The sequence below is a fragment of the Prevotella sp. tf2-5 genome (genome assembly GCF_900115435.1).
Lineage (GTDB): Bacteria > Bacteroidota > Bacteroidia > Bacteroidales > Bacteroidaceae > Prevotella.
In genome coordinates this window covers 85,119-101,773 of the sequence record NZ_FOWK01000005.1, presented here as the reverse complement: position 1 = coordinate 101,773, position 16,655 = coordinate 85,119, and the positions used below count along the sequence as shown (strand labels likewise).

The following is a 16,655-nucleotide window of genomic DNA, read 5'->3' as shown; positions in this document are numbered from 1 at the left end:
TACCCGATTTGGGATTCCGGTGGTGGTAGTTAGTACCTTTGATCTTCGTCGAAGGTACTAACGTTCGAAAATGCTCAAATTAATTTGGCATTTTACTCACTTATTCGTACCTTTGCAACATTAAATGGTAACGAAGATGAAAAAGACAATGATTTTGTCAGCTGTAGCTGTCGCTATGCTGACATCCTGTGGTGGTGGACTGAAGTCTCTCTCCGCCGATAATTTTAAGGTGGTTCCTAATCCGTTAGAGACAGAGGGCGGACAAGTGCAGGCTACCATCAACGGTATGTTCCCGGAACAGTATATGAACCGTAAGGCGGTGGTTACTGTGACACCCGAGCTGCGCTACACCAAGAACGGAGTGCAGCAGGCATTGAAAGGACAGTCAGCGACTTTCCAAGGTGAGAAGGTGATGGGTAACGACCAGACGATTTCCTACCTGTTAGGAGGACATTACACGATGAAGACGGCATTCCCCTATGAGGCAGCGATGCAGCAGAGCGACCTCTTCCTGACTTTCGACGCCAAGGTTGGTAAAAAGGAAGTGAAAGTGCCTGCCGTGAAGGTCGCTACGGGTGTCATCGCCACCAGTGAGCTCTACCATCAGACCGTCAGCAGTGCACAGCCCTGTGTGGCTCCTGATGCTTTCCAGCGTATCACAGAGCAGAAGCTCGACGCCAATGTGAAGTTCCTTATCCAGCAGGCAGAGCTGCGCAAGAGTGAGCTGCAGTCGAACTCCGTCCAGGATTTCGTGAAACTGTTACAGCAGATTGCCCGTGACCAGGAGGGACTGAACCTCTCTAATGTGGAGATCTCTGCCTATGCCTCTCCTGATGGTGGTCTGAAACTCAATGAGCAGCTTGCTAACAAACGTCAGCAGAACACCGAGAGTTATGTACGCCAGCAGTTGAAGAATGCCAACCTGGAAGGTGGTATCAGCTCCGAGTATACCGCCCAGGACTGGGAGGGTTTCCAAGAGTTGGTGAAGGCAAGTAACATACAGGATAAGGATGTCATCCTGCGTGTCCTCTCCATGTACCAGGATCCTCAGGAGCGTGAGCAACAGATCAAGAATATGAGTCAGGGCTTCCGTGAGCTCGCCGAGGGCGTTTTGCCAGAGTTACGTCGTGCCCGTATGACCATTAACTATGAGGTGATCGGTCGTGACGACGAGCAGATTTTCAACCAGTATCAACAGGATGCCTCGAAACTCAGTGTGGAGGAACTGATCTACGCTGCCTCCATCGCTAACACAGACCGTGAGAGAGAGGATATCCTGAAAACCACTGCCCGTCTGTATACACAGGATGCAAGAGCCTATAACAACCTCGGTACCCTTGCTATGCAACAGGGTAATTACGAGGAGGCTAAACGTTATTTCCAACAGGCACAGGCTGTCCAGAAATTGCCAGAGACCAGTGCTAACCTCGGACTGATGGCACTGCAACAAGGAGATGTCCAGACTGCCGAGAACCTGATAGCCCAGTCTTCGGGTGCCTCTGGTCTTGCTGAGGCTTTAGGAAACCTGCACCTGGCACAAGGTAACTATGCCCTTGCCCAGCAGGACTTCGGCTATCGTCCCAGCAACAGTGCGGCACTCGCCCAGTTGTTGAACAAAGACTATGCCCGTGCCCAGCAGACCTTGAAGAATATCAAGAACCCTGACGGTATCACAGACTATCTCGCAGCCATCGTACAGGCTCGTCAGGAGAATTATGACGCGGCAGCTTCTTTCCTGCGTAGTGCACTGCAGAAGAACCCCGGGCTCAAGACTTATGCCGACAAGGACCTGGAGCTGGTAAAGGTACAAAAATAAAGCGTAAGGACGTAAAAAGGTAAAAGGAGATGGAAAGACTGCAGCCGATAGGATTTCTTAAGAAGGTGATGTGTTATCTGCCTTTATATCTTTTTACCTTTTTACTCTTGTCTTGCGGACCAGAAGGGAATAAGTTCCGCCTGTCTGGTCGTCTGCGTAATATCAACCAGGGTGAGTTCCTGATATACAGTCCTGACGGTGGCTTTGTCGGAGTGGACACCATCAAGGTGCGGAACGGTCGTTTCGCCTATGAGAAGGAAGTACGTAATATGGTGACGCTGATCATCGTCTTCCCGAACTTCAGTGAGCAGGCAGTGTTCGCCACACCAGGTGAAGAGGTGGAGATCAAGGGTGACGCCACCCATTTGAAGGAGATGACCATCAAGGGAACCGATGAGAATGACGAGTTGACCAAGTTACGTGCCCGTGTCAACAAACTGACTCCTCCGGAGATTCCCGGTGCCATCGCCCAGTTCATAGAGGAGAACCCCACCTCTATCGTCAGCATGTATTTACTTGACAAATACTTTGTGTCAGTGAAGGAGCCAAACTATTCAGAAGGACAGCGGCTGGCAGCCCTGATGCTGAAAGCCGACCCGGATAATGGAAGACTGCGAAAGTTGGGCAAACAACTTGAGGGACTGAAGAATAGTCGGCTGCAAGTCGCTCTTCCTTCATTTACGGCTACGGATCTCAAGGGTAGAAAGATCAGCAGCGGTGAGATGAGAGGAAAGGTGGGAGTAATCACCACATGGGCATCATGGAACTATCCTAGTACGGAGATTCAGCGTCGGTTACGCCGGCTCCAGCGTAAATACCCCAACCAGCTCTCTCTTGTCAGCATCTGTTTGGATGGTGCCAAGAAAGAGGTGCAGCAACGAGTTGACAGGGACACCCTTGACTGGGCTGTCGTGTGGGATGGGAAACTGTTCGAGACACCATTGGTGCAACAGCTCGGACTGTTTGTCGTTCCCTCCGTCATCGTCGTCAATAAACAAGGGAAGATCGTCGCTCGTGACCTGGAGCTTAATAATGTGGAGCAGGATATAGAGAAATACCTGAAGTAATCACACATCAGGCTCGAAGAGCACTACTTTCCCCGCTTTCAGTGACGCAGGAACATCAATAAGCCGCTGGTTACTGCTTCCTCGGAACAACAGGCTTTCATCACGTAATGACTTGATGAAAGGACCATCAACCAATACATCAATAAGCTCCAGCAGCTGGCGATGGCGGGGGTTGTTTATCAGTGTCTCAAAGGTGAAACCAGTAAAGCACCAGATATCCTTCGATGTCCGCTGACGAATGGTACGTGCCAGTTCTGTGAATCCCTCAGGCTGATACATCGGGTCACCTCCGGAGAACGTCACGTTGGCATAAGGGTCAGCCTCTATGATACGCATGATCTGCTCTGTCGACATCGGATGACCACCACTGAAGTCCCATGATTGTGGATTATGGCATCCAGGACATGCATGACGGCAACCGGCACAATAGATAGAGGTCCGGAATCCCGGACCGTCTACCATTGTGTCTTCTACGATATCTAATACGGAGATCATAGTTATATAGTTACTATAGTTACTATAGGAACTATAGTTTTTAGAAGAGATTCTGTTGCTGGGAGCCCTCGATATGGGTCACACGGTCATTGAGCTCACAGAGCTTGCCATGATTCCAACGATCAGTGGTTCCTACGAGATAGCCTGTGATACGTTGCAGCTTGTCAATATTCGTACTACCGCACTTAGGACATTTCTCCAAATGTGGAGCCGCGTTCTCATAGCCACAGTCCATACAGCGGTTACGATTATGGTTGACAGAGCCATAACCCATATCCAGCTTATCCATCATATCCACCACACTCATGATGACCTGAGGGTTATGGGTGGCGTCGCCATCGATCTCCACATAAAAGATATGACCGCCACGAGTCAGCTCATGATAGGGAGCCTCTACTTCCGCTTTATGGCGGGCAGAGCATTTATAATATACAGGAACGTGATTGGAGTTGGTGTAATAGTCACGATCGGTAACACCAGGGATCACGCCGAACTCCTTACGGTCTTTCTTGGTGAACTTACCACTGAGTCCCTCTGCCGGGGTGGCAAGGACAGAATAGTTATGCTGATAACGCTCACTGAAATCGTTGACACGCTGACGCATATAACTGATAATCCTCAGTCCCAGCTCCTGAGCCTCCTCGCTCTCGCCATGATGCTTACCAATAAGTGCTACCAGACACTCAGCGAGACCTATGAAGCCAATACCCAGTGTACCTTGGTTGATGACACGCTCAATGGTGTCGTTAGGACCGAGCTTGTCGGCACCAATCCACAGGCTGCGCATCAACAAGGGGAACTGTTTGACAAAGGCGGTCTTCTGGAACTGGAAACGCTCATCTAACTGTTTGGCTGCTGTCTCCAATAACTCGTCAAGCTTCGCGAAGAACTTGGCGATACGTGCCTCCTTGTCTTTTACGTCCATACACTCAATGGCGATACGTACGATATTAATCGTAGTAAACGAGAGGTTACCACGACCGATGGATGTCTTGGGACCAAAGCGGTTCTCGAAGACACGGGTGCGGCACCCCATGGTAGCCACCTCATGGATATAACGTTTAGGATCGTCGGCACGCCACTCACTATCCTGATTGTATGAGGCATCAAGATTCAGGAAGTTCGGGAAGAAACGACGCGCCGTCACCTTACAAGCCAACTGGTAGAGGTCGTAGTTGGGATCCTGCGGGAGATAGTTGACACCTCTCTTTTTCTTCCATATCTGGATGGGGAAGATCGCGGTCTCACCATTACCCACTCCCTGATACGTGCTGTTGAGCAGCTCACGCATGATACAACGTCCCTCGGCAGAGGTATCCGTACCATAGTTGATACTGGAGAAGACCACCTGATTACCACCACGGGAGTGGATTGTGTTCATATTATGGATAAAAGCCTCCATCGCCTGATGGACACGACCCACCGTTTTGTTGATGGCATGCTGGCGGACACGGTCGATACCCGTCAACTTGTCAAGAGGTTGTTTGATATAGTCCATGAGCACCTCGTCATACAAGGAGCTATAGTCCTCCCCGTTGAGGTCCTCCAAGGCTTTCAACTCTTCTACATAAGAACAGCGGACATAAGGAGCGAGATAGAAGTCAAAGGCGGGAATAGCCTGACCACCATGCATCTCGTTCTGGGCACATTCCAGAGAGATACAAGCAAGCACTGCCGCCGTCTCGATTCGTTTGGCAGGACGACTGGCGCCATGCCCTGCGATAAAACCTTGTGTCAGGATATTGTCAAGCGGGTGCTGCACACAGGTCAGTGACTTCGTGGGGTAATAGTCCTTGTCATGGATATGCAGGTAGTTATGCTCCACAGCGTCACGACTTTCCGGTGAGAGCAGATAGTCGTCGACAAACGGTTTGGTACTCTCTGAGGCGAACTTCATCATCATACCGGCAGGAGTGTCGGCGTTCATGTTCGCATTCTCACGTGTGACATCATTGTTCTTGATGTTCACAATATCCAGGAACACGTCACGGGTCTTTGCCCTGCGGGCGATGGAGCGCTGGTTACGATAAGCGATATAGCGTTGTGCCACGTCTTTTCGCGCACTCTTCATCAGTTCCATTTCCACGGCATCCTGAATCTCCTCAACCGTCATCTGTGAATTACCCTTAGCGGCAATACGGTCGGTGATGGTCTGCAGCAATCGCTCATCCTCTCCCTTGTCAGTATGGAGCATCGCCTTGCGAATGGCAGCCATGATTTTCTGTTCGTTGAATCCCACAATGCGCCCATCGCGCTTAACGACTGTTTGTATCATAGTTGTAATTTATATTTTGTTTTTAGTTTTCTTATAGTAACTTTCGGTAACAACGGTGACGACGATGCTGGGTAGCCTCCAGGTATTGCCATTGTCCTCTCATATGTTCATTGGATTCCATCTGGGGCATTGCCTCTGCCCATTTAAAGCCATAGCGTTGGAACCATTGGATAAGGTCGTCGAAGATCAAGGAGTTGGCACCTTTGGCACGATATTCAGGAAGAACCCCGATAAGCAGTAAGTCAACCACATCTGTCTTATGCCATTGTAGAACTTTAAAGATATGCCACCATCCAAAGGGAAGGAGTCTGCCGTCTCGTGTCTTCCTTAATGCGTTGTTGAATGAGGGGAAGGTAATGCCAAACCCCACCAGCTTATGCTCAGGAGTATTCCAGTCCTCAATGGCTGTTATCAAATTGAGGTCAGCAACTTTGATATACTGGTCAACAAGCTGGCTGATTTGTTTCTCAGAGAGTTGGGAATAGCCATAGAGGTCTTTATAGGTCGCATTGATAACATCGAAGATCTCCTTACCCTTTCCCTTAGAGAGAAGCTCTTGACGACTGTATTTTTTTACGTGAAGGTTATAGCGGCTGCGGATCATCTCCGCAATCTTATGGAACTTATCAGGAACTTTCTCAGGAACTTTCACCCGATACTCCATATAGTCATTGTCTTTCTGAAAACCGCCTAATTGCTCTATATATTGGACATAATAAGGATAATTGTAGTTGATGTACATCGTAGCATCCTGCTCAAAGCCCTCCACCAGTAAGCCTTCACGATCCATATCGGTAAAGCCCAGCGGACCAGCGATCTCTGTCATGCCCCTCTCTTCCCCCCAGGTAATCACCTGGTTAATCAAGGTGCGGCATACTTCTATATCCTCTATAAAGTCGAGCCACCCAAAGCGTACTTCCTTACGTTGCCATCGCTCATTAGCACGATGGTTGATGATAGCAGCCACACGTCCTACCATCTTACCCTCGCGAAAAGCCATGAAATAATCGACTTCGCAGAACTCGAAACATGCGTTCCGGTCACGCCGCAAAGTATTCATTTCGTCTGAGTATAGAAACGGGACAGCCTGCGGGCATCCACGATATAAGTCATAATGGAACTGGACAAATTGCTCTAAGTCCTCCAAGTTATTGACTTTTCTGATTTCTATTGCTTTCATAGTACCCCGACCGAGAATCGAACTCGGAACTAAGCTTTAGGAGAGCCTTGTTATATCCATTTAACTATCAGGGCTTCGTCTAAGTGTTTGCAAAGATACAAAAAAGTTTAGAGTTTAGAGTTTAAAGTTTAAAGTTTTTGAGTACCTTTGCATCATATTTTATATATTTTAAAACTATGGGAAAATTAATCATTAACTCTTATGACGAGTTTGCCGCCCATCTGGGTGAGGAATTAGGTACCTCCGAATGGCTGGAGGTGGACCAGGACCGTATCAATCTGTTTGCGGATGCCACGCTGGATCATCAATGGATTCATGTTGACGTGAATCGTGCCAAAGAAGAGAGTCCATACAAGAGTACCATCGCACATGGATACCTGACGTTGAGCCTGCTGCCTTATATGTGGGATCAGATCATTGAGGTTCACAACATCAAGATGCTGGTTAACTATGGCATGAACGAAATGCGCTTTGGACAACCAGTGATTACTGGTAGCCGTGTGCGATTAGTTACTAAGTTGCACAACATACAGAACTTACGTGGAATCTGCAAGGCAGAGATCAAATTCTTCATTGAGATAGAGGGACAGCGGAAACCAGCCCTTGAGGGCATTGCCTCCTTCCTTTACTATTTTGAGAATTAAAGAAGGAAGAAACCCTGTTGAACACCAGTCCGACAGGGTTTCTTCTTATATACTAACCAAGGTCTTTGTTGATCAGTTCCAATAGCTTCTCTACCGCTTCTTCTTCTGGGATATTCTTCTCCACACAGACCTTCTGTTTGTACAGACTGATCTTTCCTCTTCCTGCTCCCACATAGCCATAGTCAGCATCCGCCATCTCACCGGGACCGTTGACGATACAACCCATGATACCGATCTTCAAACCGACCAGATGACTGGTGGCTGCCTTGATGCGGGCAATGGTTTCCTGTATATTATATAAGGTACGCCCACAACCCGGACAGGAGATATATTCTGTCTTAGTGAATTTAATACGGGCAGCCTGAAGGATGGCATCCGAAAGAGTTGAGAGTTGAGAGTTGAGAGTTGAGAGTTTGCTACCGCTCTTCAAAGTGATTTCCAGTTTCGATGCCTTGCGGTCGATGAGCAGGGCACCGACTGCCATAGCGGCTTTTAACTGGAGGGTCTCCCAGTCAGACTCGTCGATATGGAGGGTGATGGTATCATCCTTAATGGATTTTTCTGCCTCTTCACGCAAAAGTGTACATTCAGGAATCAGATCCACCAACTTGCGGGCAACGGGAATCTCATACTCTGGCTCTTCGGAGAGAGACACACGGATGGTGTCGCCGATGCCCTCTGTCAATAAGGCTCCGATACCCACGGCACTCTTGATTCTTCCATCCTCGCCTTCGCCAGCCTCTGTCACCCCTAAGTGCAACGGATAATGCATATCCTCCTTGTCCATCGTCTTCACCAACAAGCGGACCGTGGTGACCATCACGACAGTATTGCTTGCCTTGATACTGATAACGATATCGTTGAAGGCTTCCCGTTTGCAGATACGCAAGAACTCCATGCAGCTTTCCACGATACCCTCTGGGGTGTCACCATAGCGTGACATGATACGGTCGGAGAGAGAACCATGGTTCACACCTATGCGGATTGCCGTATGATGCTCCTTACAGATATTCAGGAACGGTACGAGCTTCGCCTCAATCTTCTTCAACTCGGCGGCATATTCCTCATCGGTATATTCCAGATGTTTGAAGACACGTCCTGGATCTACGTAATTGCCTGGGTTGATGCGTACCTTCTCACAATATTGGGCAGCGACATCGGCGACATGAGCCGTGAAATGCACATCAGCGACCAATGGAGTTTGGTAGCCGTCTTCTTTCAGACGTGCTGAGATATTTTTCATGTTCTCTGCCTCACGGGTACCCTGCGTGGTGAAACGCACCAGTTCACCACCAGCATCAATGATACGTTTCGCCTGTGCCACACACCCCTCGGTGTCATTGGTATCCACTGTTCCCATCGACTGGATACGAATAGGGTTGTTACCACCTATCTCTATATTGCCGACATGGGTGACGGAAGACTTTCTTCTTTGATAAGCCATTTAGTTTGTCTTAAATTGATACTTTACTTCGGCAAGTTCTTTGTTTGCTTTCACGATTTTCTCCTTCAGACTACTCTTATAGTCGCTCAATCGCTGTGCGACAGCCTCATCACTAAGGGCGAGCATCTCGACAGCAAGGATAGCGGCATTCTGTGCACCATTCACTCCAACAGTGGCGACAGGGATGCCTGGGGGCATCTGGATGATGCTGAGCAGAGCGTCAAGTCCGTCGAGCATTCCCTTGACAGGGACACCAATAACAGGCAGTGTGGTGCTGGCGGCAATGACTCCGGGAAGTGCCGCCGCCATACCTGCGGCGGCGATGATCACCCGTATACCACGTCCTTTAGCGTTACGGGCAAAATTCTCTACTTCCTCTGGGGTACGATGTGCCGAGAGGGCATTGACTTCAAACGGTACCTGCATCTCATCAAGTAACTTGCAGGCTTTCTCCATAACGGGCAGATCACTGGTACTACCCATGATAATGCTGACAATTGGATTCATATTTTCTATTTTTAAAATTTATATGAACAATATCGCAATGGCTGCGCACACAAAACCGACCCAGAAGCCACCGACGACTTGTGAGAGGGAGTGCTGGCGGAGCACCATGCGACAGGTGCCTAAGATACCTGCTACGATAAACACGACACATAACCACCAAACAGGATTGAAGTCCAGATATTCGGCGAAGGCGAAGAGTGCTCCGCCCACACCACCGATGGCCGCAGTATGGGTGGAGATCTTCCACCATACGTTAATCAGTGCACAGATAATCTGTACCATCAGTGCCGCGATGACTATAGATATCATAAAATGGGGCATATGCAGACGCTCCATGATATAGATACATGTGAAATAACAAACGATGGAAAGGATGTAAGGCACCATACGCCGCTCCCTTTGTCCGAGTTCGATGAGGCTCCATCCCTGATAACGACGGTAGAAGTGAATCATCAGGGAAGGCAGCAGGATGGTAAACAGATAGACCATGATAAGTACCTGCAGTTTATATGCCCATGGGAAAATACTCATATAACTGAAAGTAAATAGGGCTATCAGTCCAATGATAGGGAGGTAGAAGGGAGTGAAGAGTATGCTGATCACCCGCGCTATCAATATGATTTGTTGCCGCTGTCTCATTTCCTTAGTCTTGCGATGGGTATTCCTAACTGTTCGCGGTATTTTGCCACGGTACGACGGGCAATGGGGTATCCCTTCTCTGCTAGGAGCTTGCCTAAAGCCTCGTCGCTCAAAGGTTTTTGCTTGTCCTCCGCATCAACGAGGTCACGCAAAGTCGCCTTGATCTCTCTGGTGGAGAGTTCGTCACCCTCCGCAGTCACGTAACTGTCGCTGAAGAAATGACGCAAAGGGAACGTGCCCCAGCGAGTCTGTGCGTATTTGGAGTTGCTGACACGTGAGATCGTACTCAGGTCGAGCCCTGTCTTCTCTGCGATATCTTTTAAGATCATCGGACGAAGCAACGCCTCGTCACCCTCCTCGAAATAACGGTGCTGCCACTGGATGATAGCTCTCATCGTCATAGTCAGTGTTTGACGACGTGTGCGGATGGCTTCTATGAACCCCATGGCGGCATCCACCTTCTTCTTGGTATAGAGCAATGCTTCCTTCATCTGACGACTCATATGCTCTTTGTTGTCCTGATACTCCTTCAAGGTTTCCGTGAAGGACGGAGAAACATGCAGTTCTGGTATCTCTCCTGTGTTCAGTTGGAAGGTGACAGTACCATCATCTTGCGTGTCAACGATGAAGTCTGGTGTGATTTGCTGCATGGCACGTCCTACCGTCTCTCCTAAGGAAGCCCCGGGTTTGGGGTTGAGTTTCCGTAGCTCCTTCATCAGTGCGTCAGCCTGCAGGTCGGTGAGCCCCAGTGCTTGCTGGATTTTCTTCCAGTGTTTCTTGGTGAAAGCCTCAAAATAGTCTTGGACAACCTTCAGCATCAAGTCACGAAGGTGTGAGGGTTGGCGACGTTGTATCTGCAGGGTCAGGCACTCTTGCAGGGAGCGTCCTCCGATACCCGCAGGGTCGAACTCCTGCAGATAATGCAGCACGGACTCTATCTCTTGGGGTGTCGCGTCGATAGCGTGATAGATGGCAAGCTCATCGCTGATACTGTCAAGGGACTTACGAAGGAGACCGTCGTCGTCCAGGGAACCGATGAGGTATTCCATGATATCACGCTGCCGCTCGTCCAGGTCAATGACACCCATCTGCTCCTTGAGTTGATCATAGAACGACTGTGATGCTCCATACACCATCTCCTCCCTTTCCTCATGGTAATCCTGTCCTCCTTGATATACAGGCAGCTCCTCGTCGTCCCTGCCGATATTCTCCAAGGCAGCGTCCAGAGCCGACTGCCTCTCATCTTTCTCATAGTCATCGGAGGATTCGGAGTTTTCTGAGTACTCGGAATCCTCTGAGAACTCAGAATAATCTGAATCGTCACCAGTGTTGAACTCCAAGGCAGGATTGTCGTCCATCTCCGTATTGACACGCTCTATGAGTTGTGTGATGGGCAGCTCTATCAGCTGCGCCTGCAACAACTGCTGCTGCGTGATACTCTGCGTCTGTTTTAACGCCAGGGTCTGTTGCTGTTCCTGAATCTGCTCCTGCGCCATTTCGTCTGCAAAATTACGAAATAATTATCATTCGCGACAATTATTTAAAGTATTCTTTCAGTTGTTGTGCATAAGACGCCAACTGTTCGGTGTCGCTGTTACCATAGCGTTGCCATATCTCCTGACAGGCAGGGAAGAGCGGACTGGTCACCGTATCTTTCCTCCTGAGATAAGGGTCACAATGCTGGAAAAGGACCATGATATCGACAATCTCTTTGGTAGAGATCTTCATCAGGCTCCCTATCTGTCGTATCTCTGGTGTCTCCGGAACCATCGTGACAGGTGTTAGTCGGAAATACTGGTCGAGTATGATGATCAACATGATAGGAGTGACAGGACTGTCCTCGCAGACTGGTCGGAAGTCACGCTCGAAGGTCTCTTGGATATCCACCCCTTCGTAGAAAAGGTTATTTCCGAATCCTCGCATCTGACGCCATAACCTCACCGCCCGTTTCAGTCGACTGGGATTCTTGCTGTATTCTTGCCAGATACGCTCGATACGGGGTGTCTCCATGTTGGCAATCTCACACATCTTCTTAAACAAGATCTGTGGTGCGATATGTATCTCCAGAGCAAGATCCACCATCGCCTTGCTATACATCGGTTTTATACCCACAGGCTTTTTCAGATACAATTGCATCAGGAGCAGCCAGTCGTCATCTTGCCATTGCTGATTCTTTGCCATGTCTTCCGTCCATCTATATAATTATCCGCAAAGATAGCGATTAAATGATAAAAAACAAAGAAAATAGGATAATAATTACAACTTTCTGAACAAAAATGATTATCTTTGCAAACTCAAAATGATGACGAAACTTTTGAAACAACTGATATTAACCATCACCTTCTTAGGTGTTGTCGCAGAACTAAATGCCCAAGTCTACCGTACTGCCGAAGAGGAAATACAACGAGACATCCATTGTTCTGCGTCAAACCATTATGCCTATCCAGGACCGCAGCAGGTTCGGTTGACAGAGGCACCGGAAGGTATGAAACCGTTCTATATCAGTCATTATGGTCGTCATGGGTCAAGGTTCTGCACCTCTAAGGAGCAATACTATACTCCCTATGCTGTCTTGGCGAAAGCTGACTCACTGGGGAAGCTCACCGATTTAGGAAAAGATGTGCTGCAACGAGTGGCGATACTGAAGGAGGAGGCTGACCTCCGTTGGGGAGAGTTGACCCCATTAGGTGCCAGACAGCATCAGCAAATCGCCAAAAGGATGTTCGAGCGCTTCCCGGAGGTCTTCGAGGGCTCCCCCTGTATCGATGCCAAGAGCACCCCTGTGATCCGTTGTATCCTTTCTATGGAGAATGCCTTGTCACAACTGGTGACGATGAATCCTCGCCTCCGTATCCGTCATGATGCCTCTGCTGCCGATGTCTATTATATGAAATATGATGATAAGGCGCTGAAAGCACACAGGATGGACTCTGTCGTCAAGGCTGCCTATCAGGTTTATGTCGACAAGTATAACCATCATGAGGAGCTGATGACAAAACTGTTTAACGACCAGCAATATGTCCGTGACAGCATCGATGTCAGCAATCTTTCCATACTGCTCTTCAACCTTGCCTCTAACATCCAGAATACGGAATCACGCAAGAAAATCACACTCTATGACCTCTTCTCCGATGAAGCCATCTATGAGACATGGAAGGTGAATAATATGCTGTGGTATATCAAGTATGGTGCCTATACGCTTAATGGCGGGAAACAACCTTATGGTCAGCGTTTCCTGTTGCGGAAAATGATCCAGGAGGCAGACAGCTGTATCATGTTGGAAAAACCTGGTGCATCGCTGCGCTTTGGACATGATACGAATATCTTGCCACTGGCGTGTCTGATGGAGCTGGACAACTATGGGGTGGAGACTGACAACCTGGGTGCGCTGGAGCGTAAGGACTGGGTTAATTTCAAGGTGATACCGATGGCGGGTAATATCCAGATCATCTTTTATAGGAAGAACGTCCAGGACAAGGATGTCTTCGTTAAAGTGTTGCTGAACGAGAACGAGGTGAGCCTTCCTGTCAAGAGTGATGAGAAACCTTATTACAAATGGAGTGATGTACGTGATTACTATCTCAAGAAACTCGATGCCTACCAAGACTAAGCTGACGCTTAGCCGCTTATGGTTGGTGGTCATCATGCTATGGGGCATGGTGACAAGCAGCTATGCCCAGTCGCACTCTGCCTTCGATATCATCAGTATGGACCGTCGTCTCTCTGCCAGTAACTATTGTATCTATCCCGACAGCCCGTCTATAAAGAACACTCCTCCACCAGCAGGGAAACGCCCTTTCTATATCAGTCACTACGGTCGTCACGGCTCTCGCTACCTGAGTGATCGCAAGGCTTATGACATCCCCTATAAGATGATGGCGAAAGCTGACTCGCTGGGAAAACTGACACCCACAGGAAAGGAGGTCCTGCAACAGTTGATAGCGATCATCCAGGACGCGGAGGGACATTGGGGCGACCTTACAGACTTAGGCAGACAACAGCACCGCCGTATAGCCCAACGGATGATGAAACGCTTTCCGGAGGTCTTCGAGGGCAAGGCTCATGTCGATGCCAAGAGTACCATTGTCACCCGTTGTATCCTCTCCATGGGTTCCGCCATTCACGCCATGCTGGCACGGAATCCCAAACTACAAGTGAAGATGGACGCGTCGCGACACGACATGTGGTATCTGAACCATCAGGACAAGCTGTTGCGTGACAGTATGATGACCTTTGAGACTAAGAAGGCTTTTGACGCCTATTGCAGTAGCCGTGAGCATAATCCCCGCCTGTTGTCTTTGTTGTTCAACGACTCTGTTTATGTGAGAGAGCACATCAGTGAGAAGTGGCTGAACTACTACCTGTTGAAGACGGCGCTGATCCAGCAGAACACACGGATGTCGAGCAAGACTAGTTTTCTGGACTTGTTTACTTACGAGGATATCCACCAGTTCTGGCAGAACGAGAATGCCTGGTGGTATTTTATGTATGGTCCCTCCTTGCTGAACGGTGGTAACCAGCCCTATACCCAGCGTTGTCTCCTCCGTAAGATCATCGAGGAGGCAGACAGTTGTATACAGCTGAGGAAACCCGGTGCACAACTGCGCTATGGTCATGAGACCATCATATTACCCCTGACATGCCTGTTGGAACTCAATCATTTCGGCTATCAGACGAACGACTTGGAAGAGCTGGAGTCCCATGGCTGGTGGGCTTGTATGGTATTCCCGATGGCATCCAACATCCAGTTTGTGTTCTATCGTCAGGATCCATTCGACAAGGATGTCATGGTGAAGGTACTGCTCAACGAGCAGGAGGCGACACTGCCTATAGAGAGTACGACGGCACCTTATTATCTTTGGAAGGATGTGCGGGCGTACTACCTGAGGAAAATCGACGCTTACGAGAACAAGGATTAAGCACCTTCCTTTGCCTTGAAGGCAAGGGCATACATCCGTATCTGTTTCACCATGGCAAGCAGACCGTTGCTGCGTGTGGGTGACAGGTGTTCCTTCAAACCGATCTGTTCAATGAAATAGAGGTCCGCGTCCAGGATCTCCTGAGGGGTATGTCCGCTGAGGACACGGATCAGCAGTGCCACGATACCCTTCACGATCAGTGCGTCACTCTCTGCTGTGAAGTCGATGACACCGTCGTGATAGTCAGCCTGCAGCCATACCCTGCTCTGACACCCGTCTATCAGGTTGCTCTCGATCTTGTACTGCTCGTCCAGCGGCTTCTGCTCGTTACCTAAGTCGATGAGCAGCTGGTACTTGTCCATCCAGTCGTCAAAACCAGAGAACTCCTCTATAATCTCGTCTTGTATCTCGTTAATTGTCATTTTTCCGTTATTATTTTAAAAAGTTTATCACTCGGGCGCACCTTCTCCGGAACCTTGATACTGACGCGTGTGCCTTTCTGTGCGGTCTGCACAGCGTGGGTGTCATCATGGATCTCCTCGACGGTGACGTACAGTGCACCGGTGGTAGGTCCTGTGATGAGCATCTTGTCACCCACAGAGAACTCACAGGCCTCACAGGTGAACTCAGCGACACCGAGCTTGGAGAAATACTTCACACCCTTGCCCACATACTGCTTGCGCTCTGTGGCACACGAGCCGTAGTGTTTGTTCCACTCACCCAGTTTCTGTCCTTGGTAGTAGCCGTCCCAGAACCCGCGGTTGAAGACGGTGGCAAGGCGCTCGTCCCATGCGTCCTTCTTCTCTTCCGTAAAGGTATCATCGATGACACTCTGTATCGCCTCCTTATAACACTGTACCACGGTCATCACATATTCCGGACCACGGGCTCGTCCCTCAATCTTGAAGACCCTCACGCCACTCCTCATCATACGGTCGATGAAACGGATGGTTTTCAGGTCCTTCGGACTCATGATGTATTTGTTGTCTATCTCCAGTTCTGTTCCTGTCTCACGATCCGTGACGACATAGGAGCGTCGACAGATCTGCATGCACTCCCCACGGTTGGCGGAGCGTCCTGTGTTGTCAAGACTCATATAGCACTTGCCGCTGACAGCCATACACAAGGCGCCATGACAGAACATCTCGATGCGGATCTGCTCTCCTGACGGTCCGCAGATATGCTGTTCCTCTATCTGACGATAGATCTCTGCCACTTGGTCGAGGTTCAGCTCGCGGGCAAGGACGACGACATCAGCAAACTGTGCGTAGAATTTCAGTGCCTCGATATTCGAGATGTTCAACTGGGTGGAGAGGTGTACCTCCATGCCTTTCTGCCGGCAGTAGGTCATCACAGCGATGTCACAGGCGATGACAGCAGAGATCTTTGCCTCGACAGCCGCATCGATGATCTGGTGCATCAGTTCGATATCCTCGCCATAGATAATCGTGTTGACGGTGAGGTAGCTCTTCACCCCATACTCATTACAGGTGGCGGCAATCTCACGCAGATCGTCAATGGTGAAATGGTTAGCGGAGTGTGAGCGCATGTTCAACTGCTCCACACCGAAATACACGCTTCCTGCCCCTGCCTTCAAGGCAGCGGCAAGGGAGTCGCGGCTCCCCACGGGCGCCATGATCTCGAAGCTGTTGATATTTTCTTTCATCTC

General features: G+C 49.3%; 15 protein-coding genes and 1 tRNA gene. 5 read left to right on the top strand and 11 right to left on the bottom strand.

Going from position 1 to position 16,655, the window contains the following annotated elements:
• The first annotated feature begins 136 nt into the window (after positions 1 to 136).
• Entirely contained in the window at positions 137 to 1,816 is a 1,680-nt protein-coding gene (locus BM257_RS06935) for a tetratricopeptide repeat protein (RefSeq protein WP_092070542.1), read from the top strand.
• 29 nt (positions 1,817 to 1,845) lie between these two features.
• The gene (locus tag BM257_RS06930) at positions 1,846 to 2,883 is read left to right on the top strand and encodes a TlpA disulfide reductase family protein (RefSeq protein ID WP_092070205.1); all 1,038 of its coding nucleotides are present in this window, start codon (positions 1,846 to 1,848) and stop codon (positions 2,881 to 2,883) included.
• Here BM257_RS06930 and nrdG read toward each other — a convergent pair whose 3' ends face one another.
• The 4 genes from nrdG to BM257_RS06910 form a co-directional block, all read right to left on the bottom strand.
• Entirely contained in the window at positions 2,884 to 3,378 is a 495-nt protein-coding gene (gene nrdG, locus BM257_RS06925; RefSeq protein ID WP_092070202.1) for an anaerobic ribonucleoside-triphosphate reductase activating protein, read from the bottom strand.
• A 40-nt stretch (positions 3,379 to 3,418) separates the two neighbouring features.
• Positions 3,419 to 5,653 carry an anaerobic ribonucleoside triphosphate reductase gene (locus BM257_RS06920; RefSeq protein ID WP_092070199.1) on the bottom strand — a complete coding sequence of 745 codons (2,235 nt, stop codon included), beginning with the start codon at positions 5,651 to 5,653 and terminating at the stop codon, positions 3,419 to 3,421.
• Positions 5,654 to 5,684: 31 nt separating this feature from the next.
• Positions 5,685 to 6,833 (bottom strand): N-acetyltransferase, encoded by a 1,149-nt coding sequence (locus tag BM257_RS06915; RefSeq protein ID WP_092070196.1) that lies wholly within the window; start codon positions 6,831 to 6,833, stop codon positions 5,685 to 5,687.
• A gap of 2 nt (positions 6,834 to 6,835) precedes the next feature.
• Positions 6,836 to 6,907 (bottom strand) — tRNA-Arg (locus BM257_RS06910).
• Between the two features lie 102 nt (positions 6,908 to 7,009).
• Here BM257_RS06910 and BM257_RS06905 point away from each other — a divergent pair.
• The gene (locus BM257_RS06905) at positions 7,010 to 7,477 is read left to right on the top strand and encodes a MaoC family dehydratase (protein WP_092070193.1); all 468 of its coding nucleotides are present in this window, start codon (positions 7,010 to 7,012) and stop codon (positions 7,475 to 7,477) included.
• A 52-nt stretch (positions 7,478 to 7,529) separates the two neighbouring features.
• On the opposite strand, the gene ispG is transcribed toward BM257_RS06905, so the two are convergent.
• The 5 genes from ispG to BM257_RS06880 are packed head-to-tail and all read right to left on the bottom strand — an operon-like array spanning position 7,530 to position 12,248.
• The gene (gene ispG, locus BM257_RS06900; protein ID WP_092070190.1) at positions 7,530 to 8,921 is read right to left on the bottom strand and encodes a (E)-4-hydroxy-3-methylbut-2-enyl-diphosphate synthase; all 1,392 of its coding nucleotides are present in this window, start codon (positions 8,919 to 8,921) and stop codon (positions 7,530 to 7,532) included.
• Positions 8,922 to 9,428, bottom strand: coding sequence for a 5-(carboxyamino)imidazole ribonucleotide mutase (gene purE / locus BM257_RS06895; RefSeq protein ID WP_092070187.1), 507 nt, complete (start codon positions 9,426 to 9,428; stop codon positions 8,922 to 8,924).
• An 18-nt stretch (positions 9,429 to 9,446) separates the two neighbouring features.
• Entirely contained in the window at positions 9,447 to 10,067 is a 621-nt protein-coding gene (locus BM257_RS06890) for a phosphatase PAP2 family protein (RefSeq protein ID WP_092070184.1), read from the bottom strand.
• A complete protein-coding gene (rpoN, locus tag BM257_RS06885; protein WP_092070181.1) occupies positions 10,064 to 11,563 on the bottom strand; it encodes an RNA polymerase factor sigma-54 in 1,500 nt (499 codons plus the stop codon). The genes BM257_RS06890 and rpoN overlap by 4 nt, the downstream gene beginning before the upstream one ends.
• A gap of 40 nt (positions 11,564 to 11,603) precedes the next feature.
• A complete protein-coding gene (locus BM257_RS06880; RefSeq protein ID WP_092070178.1) occupies positions 11,604 to 12,248 on the bottom strand; it encodes a hypothetical protein in 645 nt (214 codons plus the stop codon).
• A gap of 118 nt (positions 12,249 to 12,366) precedes the next feature.
• On the opposite strand from BM257_RS06880, the gene BM257_RS06875 reads away from it, so the two are divergent.
• Positions 12,367 to 13,677 (top strand): histidine-type phosphatase, encoded by a 1,311-nt coding sequence (locus tag BM257_RS06875; RefSeq protein ID WP_255405612.1) that lies wholly within the window; start codon positions 12,367 to 12,369, stop codon positions 13,675 to 13,677.
• Positions 13,604 to 14,986, top strand: a complete 1,383-nt coding sequence (locus BM257_RS06870; protein WP_255405611.1) for a histidine-type phosphatase — start codon at positions 13,604 to 13,606, stop codon at positions 14,984 to 14,986. The genes BM257_RS06875 and BM257_RS06870 overlap by 74 nt, the downstream gene beginning before the upstream one ends.
• Here BM257_RS06870 and BM257_RS06865 read toward each other — a convergent pair.
• Together BM257_RS06865 and BM257_RS06860 are read right to left on the bottom strand one after the other, a co-directional pair.
• Positions 14,983 to 15,408 carry a SufE family protein gene (locus BM257_RS06865; protein ID WP_092070172.1) on the bottom strand — a complete coding sequence of 142 codons (426 nt, stop codon included), beginning with the start codon at positions 15,406 to 15,408 and terminating at the stop codon, positions 14,983 to 14,985. The two genes, BM257_RS06870 and BM257_RS06865, sit on opposite strands and share 4 nt — an antisense overlap.
• The gene (locus tag BM257_RS06860; protein ID WP_092070170.1) at positions 15,405 to 16,652 is read right to left on the bottom strand and encodes a U32 family peptidase; all 1,248 of its coding nucleotides are present in this window, start codon (positions 16,650 to 16,652) and stop codon (positions 15,405 to 15,407) included. Before BM257_RS06860 ends, BM257_RS06865 begins: the two co-directional genes overlap by 4 nt.
• Positions 16,653 to 16,655: the final 3 nt, after the last annotated feature.

Excerpts from the sequence above, each read along its gene's own strand:
- ispG (WP_092070190.1), bottom strand. The coding sequence starts at position 8,921 with ATGGCTTATCAAAGAAGAAAGTCTTCCGTCACCCATGTCGGCAATATA.
- BM257_RS06890 (WP_092070184.1), bottom strand. The coding sequence starts at position 10,067 with ATGAGACAGCGGCAACAAATCATATTGATAGCGCGGGTGATCAGCATA.
- BM257_RS06905 (WP_092070193.1), top strand. The coding sequence starts at position 7,010 with ATGGGAAAATTAATCATTAACTCTTATGACGAGTTTGCCGCCCATCTG.
- nrdG (WP_092070202.1), bottom strand. The coding sequence starts at position 3,378 with ATGATCTCCGTATTAGATATCGTAGAAGACACAATGGTAGACGGTCCG.
- BM257_RS06920 (WP_092070199.1), bottom strand. The coding sequence starts at position 5,653 with ATGATACAAACAGTCGTTAAGCGCGATGGGCGCATTGTGGGATTCAAC.
- BM257_RS06880 (WP_092070178.1), bottom strand. The coding sequence starts at position 12,248 with ATGGCAAAGAATCAGCAATGGCAAGATGACGACTGGCTGCTCCTGATG.
- BM257_RS06870 (WP_255405611.1), top strand. The coding sequence starts at position 13,604 with ATGAGAAACCTTATTACAAATGGAGTGATGTACGTGATTACTATCTCA.
- BM257_RS06860 (WP_092070170.1), bottom strand. The coding sequence starts at position 16,652 with ATGAAAGAAAATATCAACAGCTTCGAGATCATGGCGCCCGTGGGGAGC.
- purE (WP_092070187.1), bottom strand. The coding sequence starts at position 9,428 with ATGAATCCAATTGTCAGCATTATCATGGGTAGTACCAGTGATCTGCCC.
- BM257_RS06875 (WP_255405612.1), top strand. The coding sequence starts at position 12,367 with ATGATGACGAAACTTTTGAAACAACTGATATTAACCATCACCTTCTTA.
- BM257_RS06935 (WP_092070542.1), top strand. The coding sequence starts at position 137 with ATGAAAAAGACAATGATTTTGTCAGCTGTAGCTGTCGCTATGCTGACA.
- BM257_RS06930 (WP_092070205.1), top strand. The coding sequence starts at position 1,846 with ATGGAAAGACTGCAGCCGATAGGATTTCTTAAGAAGGTGATGTGTTAT.
- BM257_RS06915 (WP_092070196.1), bottom strand. The coding sequence starts at position 6,833 with ATGAAAGCAATAGAAATCAGAAAAGTCAATAACTTGGAGGACTTAGAG.
- rpoN (WP_092070181.1), bottom strand. The coding sequence starts at position 11,563 with ATGGCGCAGGAGCAGATTCAGGAACAGCAACAGACCCTGGCGTTAAAA.
- BM257_RS06865 (WP_092070172.1), bottom strand. The coding sequence starts at position 15,408 with ATGACAATTAACGAGATACAAGACGAGATTATAGAGGAGTTCTCTGGT.